Source organism: Pseudomonas sp. 86_A (assembly GCF_017491705.1).
Classification (GTDB): Bacteria; Pseudomonadota; Gammaproteobacteria; order Pseudomonadales; family Pseudomonadaceae; genus Aquipseudomonas; species Aquipseudomonas koreensis.
The window spans coordinates 92,329-108,645 of the sequence record NZ_JAFGYS010000019.1 but is presented as its reverse complement, the minus strand read 5'-3'; the positions used below and the strand labels follow the sequence as shown (position 1 = coordinate 108,645).

The 16,317-nt window shown below is 58.8% G+C and carries 18 protein-coding genes; 9 read left to right on the top strand and 9 right to left on the bottom strand.

Annotated features, from left to right (window positions below; translation table 11 throughout):
* Positions 1-237: 237 nt before the first annotated feature.
* Positions 238-1,437, bottom strand: a complete 1,200-nt coding sequence (gene tyrS, locus J5M57_RS25445; protein WP_083367772.1) for a tyrosine--tRNA ligase — start codon at positions 1,435-1,437, stop codon at positions 238-240.
* Between the two features lie 212 nt (positions 1,438-1,649).
* On the opposite strand from tyrS, the gene J5M57_RS25440 reads away from it, so the two are divergent.
* Entirely contained in the window at positions 1,650-3,074 is a 1,425-nt protein-coding gene (locus J5M57_RS25440) for a peptidoglycan DD-metalloendopeptidase family protein (RefSeq protein ID WP_169843518.1), read from the top strand.
* A gap of 3 nt (positions 3,075-3,077) precedes the next feature.
* Positions 3,078-4,169 (top strand): anhydro-N-acetylmuramic acid kinase, encoded by a 1,092-nt coding sequence (locus tag J5M57_RS25435; protein ID WP_207849907.1) that lies wholly within the window; start codon positions 3,078-3,080, stop codon positions 4,167-4,169.
* Positions 4,170-4,241: 72 nt separating this feature from the next.
* Here the strand turns inward: J5M57_RS25435 and erpA are convergent, their stop codons facing one another.
* A complete protein-coding gene (erpA, locus tag J5M57_RS25430; RefSeq protein ID WP_003228776.1) occupies positions 4,242-4,592 on the bottom strand; it encodes an iron-sulfur cluster insertion protein ErpA in 351 nt (116 codons plus the stop codon).
* A gap of 168 nt (positions 4,593-4,760) precedes the next feature.
* Positions 4,761-5,795 carry an N-acetyl-gamma-glutamyl-phosphate reductase gene (gene argC / locus J5M57_RS25425; protein ID WP_064589472.1) on the bottom strand — a complete coding sequence of 345 codons (1,035 nt, stop codon included), beginning with the start codon at positions 5,793-5,795 and terminating at the stop codon, positions 4,761-4,763.
* Between the two features lie 134 nt (positions 5,796-5,929).
* On the opposite strand from argC, the gene hemJ reads away from it, so the two are divergent.
* The 6 genes from hemJ (at position 5,930) to coq7 (ending at position 10,447) form a co-directional block, all read left to right on the top strand.
* Positions 5,930-6,358, top strand: a complete 429-nt coding sequence (hemJ, locus tag J5M57_RS25420) for a protoporphyrinogen oxidase HemJ (protein WP_083367769.1) — start codon at positions 5,930-5,932, stop codon at positions 6,356-6,358.
* Positions 6,359-6,390: 32 nt separating this feature from the next.
* Positions 6,391-7,359 (top strand): nitronate monooxygenase family protein, encoded by a 969-nt coding sequence (locus J5M57_RS25415; RefSeq protein ID WP_169843515.1) that lies wholly within the window; start codon positions 6,391-6,393, stop codon positions 7,357-7,359.
* 77 nt (positions 7,360-7,436) lie between these two features.
* Positions 7,437-8,387: a DUF805 domain-containing protein gene (locus J5M57_RS25410; RefSeq protein WP_169843514.1), complete on the top strand. Its 951-nt coding sequence runs from the start codon at positions 7,437-7,439 to the stop codon at positions 8,385-8,387.
* Between the two features lie 61 nt (positions 8,388-8,448).
* Positions 8,449-9,237 carry an SDR family oxidoreductase gene (locus J5M57_RS25405; protein ID WP_064589476.1) on the top strand — a complete coding sequence of 263 codons (789 nt, stop codon included), beginning with the start codon at positions 8,449-8,451 and terminating at the stop codon, positions 9,235-9,237.
* Positions 9,238-9,317: 80 nt separating this feature from the next.
* Positions 9,318-9,656 carry a histidine triad nucleotide-binding protein gene (locus tag J5M57_RS25400; protein ID WP_003228789.1) on the top strand — a complete coding sequence of 113 codons (339 nt, stop codon included), beginning with the start codon at positions 9,318-9,320 and terminating at the stop codon, positions 9,654-9,656.
* 143 nt (positions 9,657-9,799) lie between these two features.
* Positions 9,800-10,447: a 2-polyprenyl-3-methyl-6-methoxy-1,4-benzoquinone monooxygenase gene (gene coq7 / locus J5M57_RS25395; protein WP_064589477.1), complete on the top strand. Its 648-nt coding sequence runs from the start codon at positions 9,800-9,802 to the stop codon at positions 10,445-10,447.
* Between the two features lie 110 nt (positions 10,448-10,557).
* Here coq7 and speD read toward each other — a convergent pair whose 3' ends face one another.
* The gene (gene speD / locus J5M57_RS25390) at positions 10,558-11,352 is read right to left on the bottom strand and encodes an adenosylmethionine decarboxylase (protein ID WP_027610737.1); all 795 of its coding nucleotides are present in this window, start codon (positions 11,350-11,352) and stop codon (positions 10,558-10,560) included.
* A 237-nt stretch (positions 11,353-11,589) separates the two neighbouring features.
* Positions 11,590-12,012 carry an OsmC family protein gene (locus J5M57_RS25385; RefSeq protein ID WP_003228794.1) on the bottom strand — a complete coding sequence of 141 codons (423 nt, stop codon included), beginning with the start codon at positions 12,010-12,012 and terminating at the stop codon, positions 11,590-11,592.
* Positions 12,013-12,249: 237 nt separating this feature from the next.
* Here J5M57_RS25385 and crp point away from each other — a divergent pair, with 237 nt between their 5' ends.
* Entirely contained in the window at positions 12,250-12,894 is a 645-nt protein-coding gene (gene crp / locus J5M57_RS25380; protein WP_007966430.1) for a cAMP-activated global transcriptional regulator CRP, read from the top strand.
* Positions 12,895-12,904: 10 nt separating this feature from the next.
* Here crp and J5M57_RS25375 read toward each other — a convergent pair whose 3' ends face one another.
* From J5M57_RS25375 to J5M57_RS25360, 4 genes are all read right to left on the bottom strand, one after another.
* Positions 12,905-13,606 carry a lipoate--protein ligase family protein gene (locus J5M57_RS25375; protein ID WP_207849908.1) on the bottom strand — a complete coding sequence of 234 codons (702 nt, stop codon included), beginning with the start codon at positions 13,604-13,606 and terminating at the stop codon, positions 12,905-12,907.
* A gap of 151 nt (positions 13,607-13,757) precedes the next feature.
* The gene (gene trpC, locus J5M57_RS25370; RefSeq protein ID WP_207849909.1) at positions 13,758-14,597 is read right to left on the bottom strand and encodes an indole-3-glycerol phosphate synthase TrpC; all 840 of its coding nucleotides are present in this window, start codon (positions 14,595-14,597) and stop codon (positions 13,758-13,760) included.
* Complete coding sequence (gene trpD / locus J5M57_RS25365) at positions 14,594-15,643, bottom strand: anthranilate phosphoribosyltransferase (RefSeq protein WP_083367763.1); 1,050 nt, start codon at positions 15,641-15,643, stop codon at positions 14,594-14,596. Before trpD ends, trpC begins: the two co-directional genes overlap by 4 nt.
* 9 nt (positions 15,644-15,652) lie before the next feature.
* On the bottom strand, positions 15,653-16,246 hold the full coding sequence (locus tag J5M57_RS25360) for an aminodeoxychorismate/anthranilate synthase component II (RefSeq protein WP_207849910.1): 594 nt from the start codon (positions 16,244-16,246) through the stop codon (positions 15,653-15,655).
* Between the last annotated feature and the right edge of the window lie 71 nt (positions 16,247-16,317).

Genomic DNA, 16,317 nt, shown 5'->3' with positions numbered 1-16,317 from the left:
CGTTACACGCTGCTGTCAACACCTCTTTTTCTCCGCTTTCGACCGAGAAGATCGAACCGTTAAAAGAGCCAAACATCACCACTCTTTCAACTCCTTCCAGGCCTCAATGAACTGAAGCTAGCCACTGTCGAAAACTGCGTAACTCATTGAATCTCAAGGAGTTTTCCGTTTCGACTGCGCCGGAAGTGGGGCGAATTATAGACCTCTGGAATTCGCCGTCAACCCCTATTTCAAAATTTATTCAGATTTCAATGTGATACGTGCAAATGCCTTCTTGCCCGCCTGGCAAACGTGGATCGCACCCACTACATATATAAAGGAGCGATCAACCACCTCACCATCAACACGCACACCACCAGAAGCCAACAGATCGCGGGCCGCCGCCGAGTTCTTCACCAGGCCTGCCTTATTAAGGACAGCAGCAATCGGCATATCTTCAGCAGAAGTCAGTTCGATCTCTGGCAGATCATCCGGCAGCTCGCCATCTTTCATGCGGTTGCCCGCAGCACGATGAGCATTGGCTGCCGCTTCCTCACCATGGAAACGCGCCACAATTTCTTCCGCCAGCTTGATCTTGATGTCGCGCGGGTTAGCCCCTGCCTCTACATCCGCGCGGAAAGCATTGATCTCATCCATCGAGCGGAAGCTGAGCAGTTCGAAGTAACGCCACATCAACGCATCCGGGATCGAAACCAGTTTGCCATACATCACACCCGGCGCTTCCTGAATACCGACGTAGTTGCCCAACGACTTGGACATCTTCTTCACGCCATCCAGACCTTCAAGCAACGGCATGGTCAGAATGCATTGAGCTTCTTGACCATAACCACGTTGCAGCTCACGCCCCATCAGCAGGTTGAACTTCTGGTCGGTACCGCCCAACTCGACGTCCGCGCGCAGAGCAACCGAGTCATAGCCCTGAACCAGCGGATAGAGGAACTCATGGATAGCGATTGGCTGATTGGTGGTGTAGCGCTTGTCGAAGTCATCACGCTCGAGCATGCGAGCGACGGTGTATTGCGAAGTCAGACGAATGAAGTCCGCCGGCCCCATCTGATCCATCCAGGTGGAGTTGAACGCCACTTCAGTCTTGGCCGGATCAAGAATCTTGAATACCTGAGACTTATAAGTCTCGGCATTTTCCAGAACCTGCTCGCGAGTCAACGGAGGGCGGGTCGCGCTCTTGCCGCTCGGATCACCGATCATCCCGGTGAAGTCACCTATAAGGAAGATCACCTGATGCCCCAGCTCCTGGAACTGGCGCAACTTATTAATAAGCACGGTGTGACCCAAGTGCAGATCCGGAGCGGTTGGGTCGAAACCAGCCTTAATACGCAGCGGCTGGCCGCGCTTGAGCTTCTCGATCAGCTCGGACTCGACCAATAGTTCTTCCGCACCACGTTTAATCAGCGCTAGCTGCTCTTCAACCGACTTCATAACAGACCCGCAAGGCTCAGATTCAAAGGGAACCAACCATACAAGATCGCGCACCAATTACAAGTTTTGCCCGGCGCACGGACACCAATCTGCAGACAGGCTGTCTGTAGACTTGCTTCGGGGATGATTTGGTTATATTTTATACAGTTATTTCATCTTCATCATGTCATTCATCTTTTCCAATTCATCTTTTTTCAAAGTCAAAATTACTTATGACCACTGAACCGTCTAAAGCGCCACCGCTTTACCCGAAGACCCACCTGCTCGCCGCAAGTGGAATCGCCGCCCTTCTCAGCCTGGCGCTACTGGTATTCCCTTCCAGTGACGTTGAAGCCAAAAAGACGACCCTGAGCCTTGAACTGGAAAGTCCTGCTGAACAACTGAGACAAGATCAAGACGCCGCTGACGCAGTTCAAGCCACAAATGAGCCCGTCGCCTCGCCATTTGCCCAGATCGAAAACACAGAAGAAAACACCCCGCAAACCGCTGAAACCGCGCCTGCGCCGACTCCGGTCGCCGAAAAACCAAAGGCGCCCGGCCATCGGGAAGTGATCGTCGCCAAGGGCGACACGCTGTCCACCCTGTTTGAAAAAGTTGGCCTGCCTGCCGCTGCCGTGCATGAAGTACTGGCCAGCGACAAGCAAGCCAAACAGTTCAGCCAGCTCAAGCACGGCCAGAAACTTGAATTCGAACTCAACCCGCAAGGCCAACTGACCAGTCTGCACAGCAAGGTCAGCGACGTCGAAACCATCACCCTGACCAAGAATGACAAGGGTTATGCGTTCAACCGGGTCACTGCGAAGCCTACCGTTCGCACCGCTTACGTCCACGGCGTCATCAATAGCTCGCTGTCACAATCCGCCGCTCGCGCTGGTCTCTCCCATAGCCTGACCATGGATATGGCCAGTGTCTTCGGCTACGACGTCGATTTCGCCCAGGACATTCGCCAGGGTGACGAATTCGACGTGATCTACGAGCAGAAAGTGGTCAACGGCAAGGCTGTCGGCACAGGTCCTATCCTGTCTGCGCGCTTCACCAACCGCGGCAAGACTTACACCGCCGTGCGTTACACCAACAAGCAAGGCAACAGCAGCTATTACACCGCCGACGGTAACAGCATGCGCAAGGCGTTCATCCGCACGCCGGTGGACTTTGCCCGCATCAGCTCGAAGTTCTCCATGGGCCGCAAACACCCAATCCTCAACAAGATCCGCGCCCACAAAGGCGTTGATTACGCGGCACCACGCGGTACACCGATCAAGGCTGCTGGCGACGGAAAAGTGCTGCTGGCCGGTCGCCGCGGTGGCTACGGCAACACCGTGATCATTCAACACGGCAATACCTACCGTACGCTCTACGGGCACATGCAGGGCTTCGCCAAAGGCGTGAAGACCGGCGGTACCGTCAAGCAGGGTCAGGTGATCGGTTATATCGGCACCACCGGCCTGTCCACCGGCCCGCACTTGCACTATGAGTTCCAGGTCAACGGCGTCCATGTCGACCCACTGGGCCAGAAGCTGCCGATGGCCGACCCGATCGCCAAGTCCGAACGCGCACGCTTCCTTGCCCAGAGCCAGCCGTTGATGGCGCGCATGGACCAAGAGAAGGCCACCATGCTGGCTTCGAGCAAGCGTTAAGCCATGGCCCTCTATATCGGTGTGATGTCCGGAACCAGCCTCGATGGACTGGACATCGCGCTGATCGAGCAGACCCAGGCAATCAAGCTGATCGCCACACACTACATCCCCATGCCTGACTCCCTGCGCGCCGAGCTGTTGAGCTTGTGCGCCAGCGGCCCCGACGAAATTGCCCGCTCGGCGGTTGCCCAGCAACACTGGGTGAAGCTCGCCGCGCAGGGGATCAATACTCTCCTCGACCAGCAGCAGCTCAAGCCCGAAGCCATTCGCGCCATTGGCAGCCATGGGCAAACCATTCGCCATGAACCCGCCCGCGGTTTCACCGTGCAGATCGGCAATCCTGCGCTACTTACTGAGCTGACCGGCATCACCGTCGTTAGTGACTTCCGCAGCCGCGATGTGGCCGCAGGTGGTCAGGGCGCCCCGCTGGTGCCGGCCTTCCACGAGGCGTTGTTTGAAGAGCGTAGCGGCAATCGTGCGGTGCTGAATGTCGGTGGTTTCAGCAATCTCAGTCTGATTGAGCCGACACGGCCTGTAGCCGGTTTCGACTGCGGCCCTGGGAATGTGCTGATGGATGCCTGGATTCACCAGCAACGCGGCGAGAACTACGATCGCAATGGCCAATGGGCAGCCACCGGCAAGGTCGAGCCCGCCTTGCTGAATGCGCTGCTCAGCGACCCGTTCTTCGTGACCAAAGGCCCGAAAAGCACGGGCCGGGAAGTGTTCAACCTGCCTTGGCTGGAACAGCACCTCTCAAGACTGCCGACCTTTGCCGCTGAAAACGTCCAGGCGACGCTGCTGGAGCTGACGGCACTGAGCATCGTCGAGTCGCTGCAAAGCGCTCAAGCCGATACCCGGGAGATGCTGGTCTGCGGCGGCGGCGCACACAATGCCACACTGATGAAACGCCTCGCGGATCTGCTGCCCAATGCGGTCGTTGCCAGCACTGCCAGCCACGGCGTCGATCCGGACTGGGTCGAGGCCATGGCCTTCGCCTGGCTGGCCCATTGCTGCCTGGAAGGCGTTGCCGCCAATCGACCGAGTGTCACGGGCGCCAAAGGTCTGCGCGTACTCGGCGCCATCTATCCCAACTGAAAATTCAGACAACAAAAAACGCCGCAGAACCTTAGGGCTCTGCGGCGTTTTATTGTGTGCAGCGCAGTGCGATCAGATCGAGAACGAAGAACCGCAACCACAGGTCGTGGTGGCGTTCGGGTTCTTGATCACGAAGCGCGAACCTTCCAGACCTTCCTGGTAGTCGACTTCGGCACCGGCCAGGTACTGGAAGCTCATCGGATCAACCACCAGGCTCACGCCTTCGCGCTCGACGATGGTGTCGTCCTCGGCCACATCTTCATCGAAGGTGAAACCGTACTGAAACCCTGAACAACCGCCGCCCGTAACGAATACGCGCAGCTTCAAGCGATCATTCCCCTCTTCATCGACCAGGCTCTTCACCTTGTGCGCAGCACCTTGGGTGAATTGCAAAGCCGTGGGGGTGAAGGATTCGACGCTCATGCTGACTATCTCCCGGCGTTACGCCGCCATAATGCGTGATGACGCGCATTATCCGCTTGTCCTAGAAAATCGGTCAACTATTGTTACGGTATATCAATAAACCCGACCAACTGCCCAGAATGCAAAAAGGCCCGTCTGACGGGCCTTTTTGCTGTGTTGCCGAACGTGTTACGGCAGCATACCAGCGTGGGACAAACCGAAGCGCTCGTCCAGCCCGAACAGGATGTTCATGTTCTGCACAGCCTGACCCGACGCACCTTTGACCAGATTGTCGATCACCGACAACACCACCACCAGATCGCCATCCTGCGGACGGTGCACGGCGATGCGGCAGACGTTGGCGCCGCGCACACTGCGCGTTTCCGGATGGCTGCCGGCCGGCATCACATCGACGAACGGCTCGTTGGCATAACGCTTTTCGAACAGCGCCTGCAGATCCACCGAGCGATCAACCACGGTCGCGTAGAGCGTGGAGTGAATGCCACGGATCATCGGCGTCAGGTGCGGAACGAAGGTCAGGCCGACGTCCTTACCGGCGGCGCGACGCAGGCCTTGGCGAATTTCCGGCAGGTGACGGTGACCTTTCACCGCGTAAGCCTTCATGCTTTCCGACGTCTCGGAGTACAGCGAGCCTACCGCTGCGCCACGACCGGCACCGCTGACACCGGATTTGCAGTCGGCGATCAGACGCGAAGTATCGGCCAGACCCGCTTCCAGCAGCGGCAGGAAACCCAGTTGTGTCGCGGTTGGATAGCAACCCGGAACGGCGATCAGGCGCGCCTTCTTGATCTGTTCGCGATTGACTTCGGGCAAACCGTAGACCGCTTCGTCCAGCAACGCCGGCGCGCCGTGCGGCTGGCCGTACCACTTGGCCCACTCTTCAGCGTCTTGCAGACGGAAATCTGCCGACAGATCGATCACCTTGGTGCCGGCTGCCAGCAGCTCACCGGCCAGAGCATGGGCGACGCCGTGCGGGGTGGCGAAAAACACCACGTCGCAAGCACCCAGGGTCTTGATGTCCGGCACGCTGAACGCCAGGCCGTCATAGTGGCCGCGCAGGTTCGGGTACATATCAGCCACGGCCAGACCGGCCTCGGATCGGGAAGTGATCACCACCACTTCTGCCTGCGGATGCTGTGCCAACAGACGCAGCAGTTCGACACCGGTGTAACCCGTGCCGCCGACAATACCGACCTTGACCATAAACCTGCCCTCAACGAACCCACTGGAAAGCCGTCGATAATAGGGGCCGCGCGCGTCTGCGACAACCATCAAGGTGACGTGCGGACGCTCAAGCCTCTACTATCCCGGCTACCGAGAATCTGGGAATAACCAAAATGCTCTATCTATGGATCAAAGCGTTGCATATCGTCAGCGTCGTGTGCTGGTTTGCCGGGCTGTTCTACTTGCCGCGGCTGTTCGTTTATCACGCGCAAAGCGAAGACGCGATCAGCAAGGAACGCTTCAGCATCATGGAGCGCAAGTTGTACCGCGGCATCATGGGCCCGGCGATGATCGCCACGCTGATCTTCGGCGGCTGGCTGATCTACCTCAATCCGGGCATCTTCAGCATGGGCGGCTGGATCCATGCCAAGCTGACGCTAGTGGTCTTGCTGATCGGCTATCACCACATGTGCGGCGCGCAGGTAAAACGCTTCGCCCGTGGCGAGAACACCCGCAGCCATGTCTTTTATCGCTGGTTCAATGAAGTACCGGTTCTGATATTGCTGGCTATCGTAATTCTGGTGGTGGTCAAGCCGTTCTAACTTCAACAGACACCACACTCGGGGGATTTCCAATGTCGCTGCCCGCTCTGCTCGAACAACGTCTGCGTCTGCCCGTCGTGGCGGCGCCGATGTTCCTGATTTCCAACCCGGAGCTGGTGCTCGCCTGCTGTCGCAACGGCGTGGTCGGCAGTTTCCCGGCCCTGAACCAACGCGAAAGCAGCGGTTTCAAAGCCTGGCTGGAGCAGATCGAAGCGGGACTGGCGACGCTGGACAACCCGGCGCCGTATGCCGTGAACCTGATCGTTCACAACAGCAACCCGCGCCTGCAGGCGGACCTGAACATTTGTGTCGAGCACAAGGTGCCGATTGTCATCACCAGCCTCGGCGCGGTGAAGGAACTGGTCGACGCAGTTCACAGCTACGGTGGTCTGGTATTCCACGATGTGACCACCCGCCGCCATGCCGAGAAAGCGGCCGAGGCCGGTGTCGACGGTTTGATTGCCGTCGCGGCCGGTGCCGGCGGCCATGCCGGAACCTGGAGTCCGTTTGCGCTGATCGCCGAGATCCGTGAGTTCTTCGATAAAACCCTGCTGCTTGCAGGATGTCTTAACCACGGCCATGAGATTCTCGCCGCACAGCTGCTTGGCGCGGATTTGGCCTACTTCGGTACGCGATTTATCGGCACCACTGAAAGCCATGCGCCTGACGCTTACAAGCAGATGCTGCTGACGGCCAAAGCAGCGGACATCATTCATACTCCTGCGGTCTCTGGGGTACCGGCCAGTTTCATGCGCCAAAGCCTGGAGGCGGCGGGTTTCGACATGGCTGCGCTGCAAGGCAAAGGTGAGGTCAACTTCGGTGACAAGCTCAAGCCAATCAATGATGAAGCCAAGGCCTGGAAGACCGTGTGGTCCGCCGGCCAGGGCGTAGGGCAAATCGATGATCTGCCGAGCGTGGATCAGTTGATCGCCCGGCTCGACGCGCAATACCGTCAGGCGCTGGAACGCGCAGCGCAGTTGCCGAAACGCTGGCCGCGCTGAGAAAAACCCGGCCAGTTACCGTCCGACTGGCCTTACAATTCGACCTTCAATTCATTCGCGACAAGGATGCCTCGGCCATGAGCGAACCCCGTTACAAGATCGTTTTCGACGGTGCTCTCCAGCCCGGTGTCGATCTCACCACCGCCAAGCTCAATCTGGCGGCCCTGTTCAAGAGCGATGTCGCCGGCATCGAGCGCCTGTTCAACGGCAATACCATCGCCCTCAAGCGTGACTTGTCCCACAGTGATGCGCAGACCTATCTGCAAGCGCTGAGCAAGACCGGAATCGATGCGCGAATCGAAACCGAAACGGCGATCGAGCTGAATCTGGCCGACGTGCGCGAACACCCGACCACCGTTGCAGAGCCGGACTCCCCATACGCACCACCACGCGCCGATGTTGGCGAGAACCTGCCGCCATTCGCCGTACTAAAGCCTTTCAGTGTCGAAGGACGGATCGGTCGCCTGCGCTTCCTCGCCTGGACGATGGTGCTGAGTCTGGTCACCCTGCCGATCGTTGGCGTATTCGCCCTGATCGGTCTCGGTCTGGTCAGCGGCGACACGACCACAGGCCTGATCATCGGCGGCATTTTTGCGTTCTTCCTGTTCCTTGGTTTCATCATTGTCAGCATCCTGTTCAGCGTGCAGCGCCTGCACGACATCGGCTGGTCCGGCTGGCTGTGGTTGCTGAACCTGGTGCCCTTCGTGGGCAGCTTCTTCCCGCTGGTGATCATGGTCATGCCGGGTAACACCGGTGCCAACCGCTACGGTCCCCCGCCACCGCCCAACAGCACCGCGGTCAAGGTGTTGTGCTCGCTGTGGATCGTGTTCTTTGCACTGGTATTTGCCGGCGGCATGCTGGGCGGCATCTCGGCCATTCAGCAGGAATACGAAAGCAACCTCGAGAGCAGCTATGAAAGCGGCTCGGTCACCACCGATGAAGTCGAGGTCGAGACTGCACCCGCGGCGAATTCGGTGGATGATGCAGCCGAAGCGGCCCCGGCCCCTGTAGACTCTGCGAAAGAATGAACAACGCTCCCCGCCGTGACACCTGCGTCGCTGGCGCGGAGCTGTTGCGATGGAGAATTGCATGACCCGTTACGCTCTGATCACTGGCGCTTCCAGCGGCATCGGCCTGGCCATGGCCGAAGCGTTGGCCCGGCGCGGCCGCAGCCTGATTCTGGTGGCCCGACAGCGTGATCAGCTGGAAAGTATCGCGATCGAACTGACCCAGCGCTTTGGCGTGGAAGTCTTGTTCCGTGCCTGCGACCTCGGCGAGCCGTTGCGCCTGTCCGGTTTCCTGCTGGAGCTGGAAGAAGGCGATCGACAGATCGACCTGTTGGTCAACTGCGCCGGCATCGGCACCTGCGGCCCGTTTCTGGCTCAGGACTGGATGACCGAGCAGGACCTGATCGAAGTGAACATCCTCGCCCTCACCCGCCTGTGCCACGCCATCGGCAACAGCATGGCGCTGCAGGGCGGCGGGCAGATTCTCAACGTAGCCTCGGTGGCGGCGTTCAATCCCGGTCCGTGGATGAGCACCTACTACGCCAGCAAGGCTTACGTCTTGCACTTCTCCGAAGCCCTGCGGGTTGAACTCAAACAGAGCGCGGTCAAGGTGTCGGTGCTCTGCCCCGGCCCGACCCGCACCGCGTTTTTCCGCACCGCGCAGCTCAACGACGACAAACTCAAGGACAGCAAGCTGCTGATGAGTCCCGAGGAAGTCGCGCTGTACACCGTGCGTGCGCTGGAGAAAAACCGCGCAATCATCATTCCGGGACGGCGCAACCGCTGGTTCGCCTTCCTGCCGCGCCTTGGTTCGCGCTGGCTCAATCGCACTATCGTCGGCATGGTCAACAAGGCTTACTGCCCGCGCTGAACTGTCCTACGGCAAAACACTGGGCGGGGTCATTTCCCATGAGTACACTCAGGCCAGCCCACACCACGGAGAAAACAGCAGTGGATACTCTGTTCACCAAGATCATCAACCGGGAGATTCCGGCCAAGATCATCTACGAGGACGACCAGGTTCTGGCGTTCCACGACATCGCCCCTCAGGCACCGGTGCATTTTCTGGTCATCCCGAAGAAACCGGTGCGCACCCTCAATGACCTGACCGAAGACGACAAGGCATTGGCCGGGCACATTCTGTTCACTGCCCAGCGGCTGGCGCTGGAGCTGGGCTGCGAAGAAGGCTTCCGGGTGGTGATGAACTGCAATGAGAAGGGTGGGCAGACCGTCTATCACATTCATATGCATGTACTGGGACAACGTCAGATGAACTGGCCGCCGGGCTGATTCACTGCAACCAGTGCAGGAGCCGCCCAAGGCTGCTCCTGCATGAAGCGAAGCAACCGCAACACAGCAGCAAATGACCCAGCGCAAACCTTCCCCGGCCGATTCGGTTAAACTGATCGCCGAGATTTTTCCCGGAGGTCAGCATGACTACCCAACGTCACTACTCGCCGATTGACCGTCTTCTGCTGCAAGCCGATGCCGCGATGCGCACCCTGCTGCCCTTCAGCGGTCAGCCTTACCGTCCGTCGCCAGCGATCGTGCAGCCGGAAGCGCAGATGAGCGACGAGGACACCCGCCACGTGGCCGGCCTGATGCGCATCAACCACACCGGTGAGGTCTGCGCCCAGGCGTTGTATCAGGGTCAGGCGCTGACCGCCAAATTGCCGCAAGTGCGTGCAGCCATGGAGCACGCCGCCGAAGAAGAAATCGATCATCTGGTGTGGTGCGAGCAGCGCATCCATCAACTGGGCAGCCACACCAGCGTGCTCAATCCGCTGTTCTACGGCATGTCGTTCGGCATTGGCGCGGTGGCCGGCCTGATCAGTGACAAGGTCAGTCTCGGTTTCGTCGCGGCCACCGAGCACCAGGTGTGCAAGCACTTGAACGAGCACCTGGAGCAATTACCAGCCGAAGACGAGAAGTCCCGGGCGATTCTGCAGCAGATGCGCATTGATGAAGAACATCATGCGGAGAGTGCACTGGATGCCGGCGGTTTCCGTTTTCCGGCGCCAGTGAAGTTCGGAATGAGTCTGTTGGCCAAGGTGATGACCAAGAGTACATATCGGATCTGAATCCTGTAGCGCTGCATAAGCCCCCTTCACGAGCAGACTCGCTCCTGCCGGGGCATGCGGCAGACATTAAAAAAGGCGACCGAAGTCGCCTTTTTTGTGCCCGTAAAATCTTACGCCGGCATGTTGCGCGCGTAGAAGATCTCCAGCATTTCGTGTTTCACACGCTCGGTCACCTGAGCACGCTGCTCCGAGGAAAGATTGCTGGTGGCGTCGCCGAACAGGTAGTTATCCAGCTCGAAGTTCTTCAGCAGCATTTTGGTGTGGAACAGGTTTTCCTGATACACGTTCACGTCGGTCATCTGGTACGCGTCGCGGGTGTCTTCGGAAAGGTAGTTCTGGATCGAGTTGATCTCGTGATCGATGAAGTGCTTGTTGCCTTCAACGTCACGGGTGAAGCCGCGCACACGGTAATCCACAGTCACGATGTCCGAATCGAACTGGTGAATGAGGAAGTTGAGCGCTTTAAGCGGTGAAATGACACCACAGGTCGACACGTCGATGTCCACACGGAACGTCGCAATACCGGCGTCCGGATGAATTTCCGGGTAGGTATGCACCGTGATGTGACTCTTGTCGAGGTGGGCAAGGATGATTTCGGGCAATGGACCCGGAGACTCTTCGATCTGGCTGTCAGTCGGGGTCACCGGCTCTTCCGAGATCAGAATCGTGACGCTGGCACCCTGAGGCTCATAGTTCTGACTGGCAATGTTCAGAATGTTGGCACCAATGATTTCGACAACTTCCGTGAGGATCTGCGTCAGGCGTTCGGCGTTGTACTCTTGATTGATGTACTCGACGTAAGCCTGCTGGTCTTGCGGGGTTTCCGCGTAGCAGATGTCATAGATGTTGAAGCTCAAGGTCTTTGTCAGGTTATTGAACCCGTGGAGCTTGAGTTTGCTTTTCACCGTTAAAAACTCTCTATGTATGCGGCGCAGCCGCGTGATCAAGCATGCCCGTCAAGTGCGAACAACGCACCTGCGTAGGACGGTTAACACCTCTTCGCGATGGCGATTTTGGTTATCTGTTCAGGCGGATGACCCGTCGGCTGACCGATCACTGCCCTGAAAAAAGTGGCGCATTATGCAGACGTCAGCGAGGGATCGCCAGAGTCTGCACTGCTTTTATGATAGTTGAATGTCGGTTCAACCGAGTTCGACGATTTCATAATCGTGGGTGATTGCCACGCCGGCCGCGCCGAGCATGATCGAGGCCGAGCAATACTTCTCGGCAGACAGTTCGATGGCGCGTTTGACCTGGGCTTCTTTCAGGCCACGCCCCTTGACCACGAAGTGCATGTGAATCTTGGTAAACACCTTCGGATCTTCGGTCGCACGCTCGGCTTCGAGGAATGCTTCGCAGCTTTCAACCGCCTGACGCGACTTCTTCAGGATGCTGACCACGTCGAAGTTGCTGCAACCGCCAACACCCAGCAGGAGCATTTCCATCGGGCGAACACCCAGATTACGACCACCGGCGTCCGGCGGACCGTCCATGACCACGACATGACCGCTACCGGATTCGCCGAGGAACATGGCTTCGCCAGCCCATTGGATGCGTGCCTTCATCGCCAAGACTCCACTGTAGAAAAAAGGGTCGCCAGCTTAGCACAGGCCTTTGCTCCGGCAGCGTGCGGCATTCCTAGGACGGATGCCTTTACTGCGTAGGTAATTTCTCGAATTTGCGACGAAGTGTCTGGTAAGCTGGCGCCAATTCGCTGGCGCCAATTGTCAGCCTGTAGCGACCGCCTTCAACGCCTCATAAAAAAATCAAACATCACCGTGCAGTCTTTTCGGGATACAACCATGGTTGCTATTACCCCCACACCCAAAATCAAGAACCTCGACAAGCTGTTGATGCATTGCCAGCGCCGTCGCCATGCGGCCAAGAGCAACATCATTTGCGCCGGTGATCGCTCGGACACGCTGTACTTCATCATCAAAGGTTCGGTCACCATCCTGATCGAGGATGACGACGGTCGCGAAATGATCATCGCCTACCTCAATGCCGGGGATTTCTTCGGTGAGCTGGGTCTGTTTGAGCAGGCGGGACAGGAACAGCAACGCAGTGCCTGGGTGCGGGCCAAGGTCGAATGCGAGATCGCGGAAATCAGCTACGTGAAGTTCCGCGAATTGTCGCAACAGGATCCAGACATTCTTTACGTCCTCAGCGGACAAATCGCACAACGTCTGCGCAATACCACGCGCAAGGTCGGCGACCTGGCGTTTTTCGACGTCACGGGGCGCGTGGCGCGCTGCCTGCTGGAGCTGTGCAAGCAGCCCGACGCCATGACTCATCCGGACGGCATGCAGATCAAGGTAACCCGTCAGGAAATCGGGCGGATCGTTGGTTGTTCGCGGGAGATGGTCGGTCGCGTGCTCAAGGATCTTGAAGAACGCAACCTGGTCGATGTGAAAGGCAAGACCATGGTGGTCTTCGGCACCCGCTAAGCGCGCAACGTCAGGCGCTATAGACCTGCGCCAGCATCAAACGAAACAGTTCATCCAGACGCGCCAAGGCATGTGGCGCGGCGAACTTCTCGTGCAGGGCAATATGGCTTTCAGCCCGCACCCGCTGCTCAAGGCCACAAGCCTCATTGAAGCGATTGACTGCCGCGACCATCGACTCGCGCTCGTTATCTATCAGCATCGCCCCGTGCACCAGACACACCGGACGCTGACCGCCCTGACTCTGGCGCCAGCGCTGGGCCGTGCCGACCATCTTGCGCCCGTCGAGATTGACGTTGAAACGACCGTCGCAGAACGCACCGTCGATTTCACCCAGGGACGACTGACCACCCAGCTCATCCAGCAATGCGCAGATCGGATCACACAATCGCCGGTAACCGGTTTCGATGCGGTTCAGATCGCCTTCGCTGCGGGGCGGAGCGTAGACCAACGCGATGTTGATGGTTGAAGCGGATTGCGGGACCGGTTCGCCACCGGTTTCACGCAGCAGCACTGGCCAGCCGGCAGCGGCAGAAATGTCGCAGGCTTGCTCGAAACCGGGCAGACGGTTGAGGCGGCGCGGCATGACCAAGGCGTGATCGCTGGGTTGCCAGAACAGCAAACCGAATTCGGCGTCGCCGGCGCAGACAGAGGCCAGCAAGTCCTGTTCGGCTTGCAGGCCGGCTTCGATGGTCAGGGAGGTGGGCAGCGACATGGCGGGCTCCGGCAGATTTGGAATCTTTGGGGATTTCGAGGGCCTCATCGCAAGCAGGCTCACTCCTACAGGGGGAACGCATTCCAAGTGTAGGAGTGAGCCTGCTCCGGGCGGCGTTCCGACGATGGCGTCGACTCGGCCAGAAAGAATATCAGTCGAGGGTCGAACCGCTGACTACCGGACCACCGCGCTCCGGGAAGAACAACCGCTGCAGTTCGGTGCCCGGGCTTTCGGCGCGCATGAACGCCTCGCCCACCAGGAACGCGTAGACGTCGCTGATTTCCATCAACTCGACATCGGCGCGGTTGAGGATGCCACTCTCGGTGATCACCAGGCGATCGCGTGGAATGCGCGGCAGCAGGTCGAGGGTGGTTTCCAGGCTGACATCGAAGGTGTGCAGGTTACGGTTGTTGACCCCGACCAATGGTGTGTCGAGGGTTTTCAGTGCACGTTCCAGCTCATCGCCGTCGTGCACTTCCACCAGCACGTCGAGACCGACGCCTTTGGCAACCGAAGCCAGCTCGGCCATTTTCACGTCGTCCAGTGCGGAGACGATCAACAGCACACAGTCGGCGCCCAGCGCACGGGCTTCGACGATCTGGTACGGATCGATCATGAAGTCCTTGCGGATCACCGGCAGCTTGCACGCGGCGCGGGCCTGTTGCAGGTAAATGTCGGCGCCCTGGAAGTAATCGATGTCAGTCAGCACCGACAGGCAGGTCGCCCCGCCCTTCTCGTAGCTCTTGGCGATGTCGGCAGGCACGAAGTGCTCGCGAATCACGCCTTTGCTCGGCGAAGCCTTCTTGATTTCGGCGATGACGGCGGGATGTTTCGTCTTGGCTTGATCGATCAATGCCTTGGCAAAACCACGGGGTGCATCGGCCGCCTTGGCCAGACCTTCCAGCTCGCTCAGGCTGACGCGAGCGCTGCGCTCGGCGACTTCCTGAACCTTGCGCGCCAGAATGTTTTCCAGAACCGTCGGTACACTCATCCCTCATTCTCCACTTTGAATACCGCGGTAAAGGCACCCAACTCCTCGAGTTTTTCCCGAGCAAGACCGGTATGCAGGGCGTCGTGCGCAAGCGCCACGCCTTCTTTCAAACTCGTGGCCAGGTCAGCGGCGTACAGCGCTGCACCGGCATTGAGCACAATCATTTCAGCGGCTTTCTGGCCGTTTTCGGTTTTGCGCTTGCCCAGCGCATCGCGGATCAGCGCCAGCGACGCTTCCGGTCCTTCGACCGAGAGGCCGTGCAGGCTCTGGCTCTTCATGCCCAGATCTTCCGGCTCGACCCAGTACTCGCTGATCTCGTTGTTTTTCAGTTCGGCGACATACGTCGGCGCGGCCAGGCTGAATTCGTCCAGACCGTCCTTCGAATGCACCACCAACACGTGTTTGCTGCCCAGACGCTGCAAGACTTCGGCCAATGGCCGGCACAGGGCCTGGGTGAACACGCCCACCACCTGATGTTTCACACCGGCCGGATTCGTAAGCGGGCCGAGCATGTTGAACAGCGTACGCAGCCCGAGATCGCGGCGCGGGCCGGCGGCGTACTTCATGGCTTTGTGATGGGTCTGGGCAAACATGAAACCGATGCCGACGTTGTCGATGCATCGGGCAACCTGGACCGGCGTCAGGTTCAGGTAGATGCCGGCGGCTTCGAGCAAGTCGGCGCTGCCGCTCTTGCCCGATACCGCACGGTTGCCGTGCTTGGCCACGGTGCAACCGGCTGCCGCGACGACAAACGAAGAGGCCGTCGACACGTTGAAGATGTTCGCGCCGTCACCGCCAGTCCCCACCACATCGACCACGCCGTCGAGGGTCTTGAGTTCGACCTGATCGGCCAGTTCGCGCATCACCGATACGGCGCCGACGATTTCATCGATGCTTTCGCTCTTCATGCGCATGGCCATCATGAACGCGCCGATCTGCGCATCTGTGCATTGGCCGGTCATGATTTCGCGCATCACGTCGCGCATTTCATCGGTGCTGAGGTCAAGGTGATCGACGATACGGCTCAGGGCTGTCTTGATATTCATGGGAAGTCCTTAGCGCGTGCCGCCGGTTTGTTTGAGGAAGTTGGCAAACAGTTCATGGCCCTGCTCGGTCAGGATCGATTCAGGGTGGAACTGTACGCCCTCAATGTTCAGGGTCTTGTGACGCAGGCCCATGATTTCGTCGACCGAGCCGTCATCGTGTTGCGTCCACGCGGTCAGCTCCAGGCACTCGGGCAAAGTATCGTGCTTGACGATCAGCGAGTGATAGCGCGTAACCGTCAGCGGATGATTCAAACCTTGGAAAACGCCCTTGTCCTCGTGGAATACCGGGCTAGTCTTACCGTGCATTACCTGACGGGCGCGCACCACATCGCCGCCGAAGGCCTGACCGATGGACTGGTGACCCAGGCAAACGCCGAGGATCGGCAGTTTGCCGGCAAAGTGCTTGATCGCGTCGATGGAGATGCCGGCTTCACTCGGCGTGCACGGACCAGGGGAGACCACGATGCGCTCCGGGTTGAGCGCTTCGATTTCGGCGATGGTCAGCTCGTCGTTGCGCACCACCTTGACCTCGGCACCCAGCTCGCCGAGGTATTGCACAACGTTGTAAGTAAAGGAGTCGTAGTTGTCGATCATCAGCAACATGGCGTTTCGAACCTCTTGAATTCTGACTTGAAGACAGCCTTCAGATGACTTGCCCGCAGGGCGCTGCACGA

What these genes read in the sequence shown, in the direction of transcription:
- J5M57_RS25410 (WP_169843514.1), top strand. Translation starts at nt 7,437, where the DNA reads ATGAGCGAACCCCGTTACAAGATCGTTTTCGACGGTGCTCTCCAGCCC.
- trpC (WP_207849909.1), bottom strand. Translation starts at nt 14,597, where the DNA reads ATGAGTGTACCGACGGTTCTGGAAAACATTCTGGCGCGCAAGGTTCAG.
- tyrS (WP_083367772.1), bottom strand. Translation starts at nt 1,437, where the DNA reads ATGAAGTCGGTTGAAGAGCAGCTAGCGCTGATTAAACGTGGTGCGGAA.
- J5M57_RS25405 (WP_064589476.1), top strand. Translation starts at nt 8,449, where the DNA reads ATGACCCGTTACGCTCTGATCACTGGCGCTTCCAGCGGCATCGGCCTG.
- hemJ (WP_083367769.1), top strand. Translation starts at nt 5,930, where the DNA reads ATGCTCTATCTATGGATCAAAGCGTTGCATATCGTCAGCGTCGTGTGC.
- J5M57_RS25415 (WP_169843515.1), top strand. Translation starts at nt 6,391, where the DNA reads ATGTCGCTGCCCGCTCTGCTCGAACAACGTCTGCGTCTGCCCGTCGTG.
- argC (WP_064589472.1), bottom strand. Translation starts at nt 5,795, where the DNA reads ATGGTCAAGGTCGGTATTGTCGGCGGCACGGGTTACACCGGTGTCGAA.
- J5M57_RS25360 (WP_207849910.1), bottom strand. Translation starts at nt 16,246, where the DNA reads ATGTTGCTGATGATCGACAACTACGACTCCTTTACTTACAACGTTGTG.
- J5M57_RS25440 (WP_169843518.1), top strand. Translation starts at nt 1,650, where the DNA reads ATGACCACTGAACCGTCTAAAGCGCCACCGCTTTACCCGAAGACCCAC.
- J5M57_RS25385 (WP_003228794.1), bottom strand. Translation starts at nt 12,012, where the DNA reads ATGAAGGCACGCATCCAATGGGCTGGCGAAGCCATGTTCCTCGGCGAA.
- J5M57_RS25375 (WP_207849908.1), bottom strand. Translation starts at nt 13,606, where the DNA reads ATGTCGCTGCCCACCTCCCTGACCATCGAAGCCGGCCTGCAAGCCGAA.
- coq7 (WP_064589477.1), top strand. Translation starts at nt 9,800, where the DNA reads ATGACTACCCAACGTCACTACTCGCCGATTGACCGTCTTCTGCTGCAA.
- J5M57_RS25435 (WP_207849907.1), top strand. Translation starts at nt 3,078, where the DNA reads ATGGCCCTCTATATCGGTGTGATGTCCGGAACCAGCCTCGATGGACTG.
- trpD (WP_083367763.1), bottom strand. Translation starts at nt 15,643, where the DNA reads ATGAATATCAAGACAGCCCTGAGCCGTATCGTCGATCACCTTGACCTC.
- erpA (WP_003228776.1), bottom strand. Translation starts at nt 4,592, where the DNA reads ATGAGCGTCGAATCCTTCACCCCCACGGCTTTGCAATTCACCCAAGGT.
- crp (WP_007966430.1), top strand. Translation starts at nt 12,250, where the DNA reads ATGGTTGCTATTACCCCCACACCCAAAATCAAGAACCTCGACAAGCTG.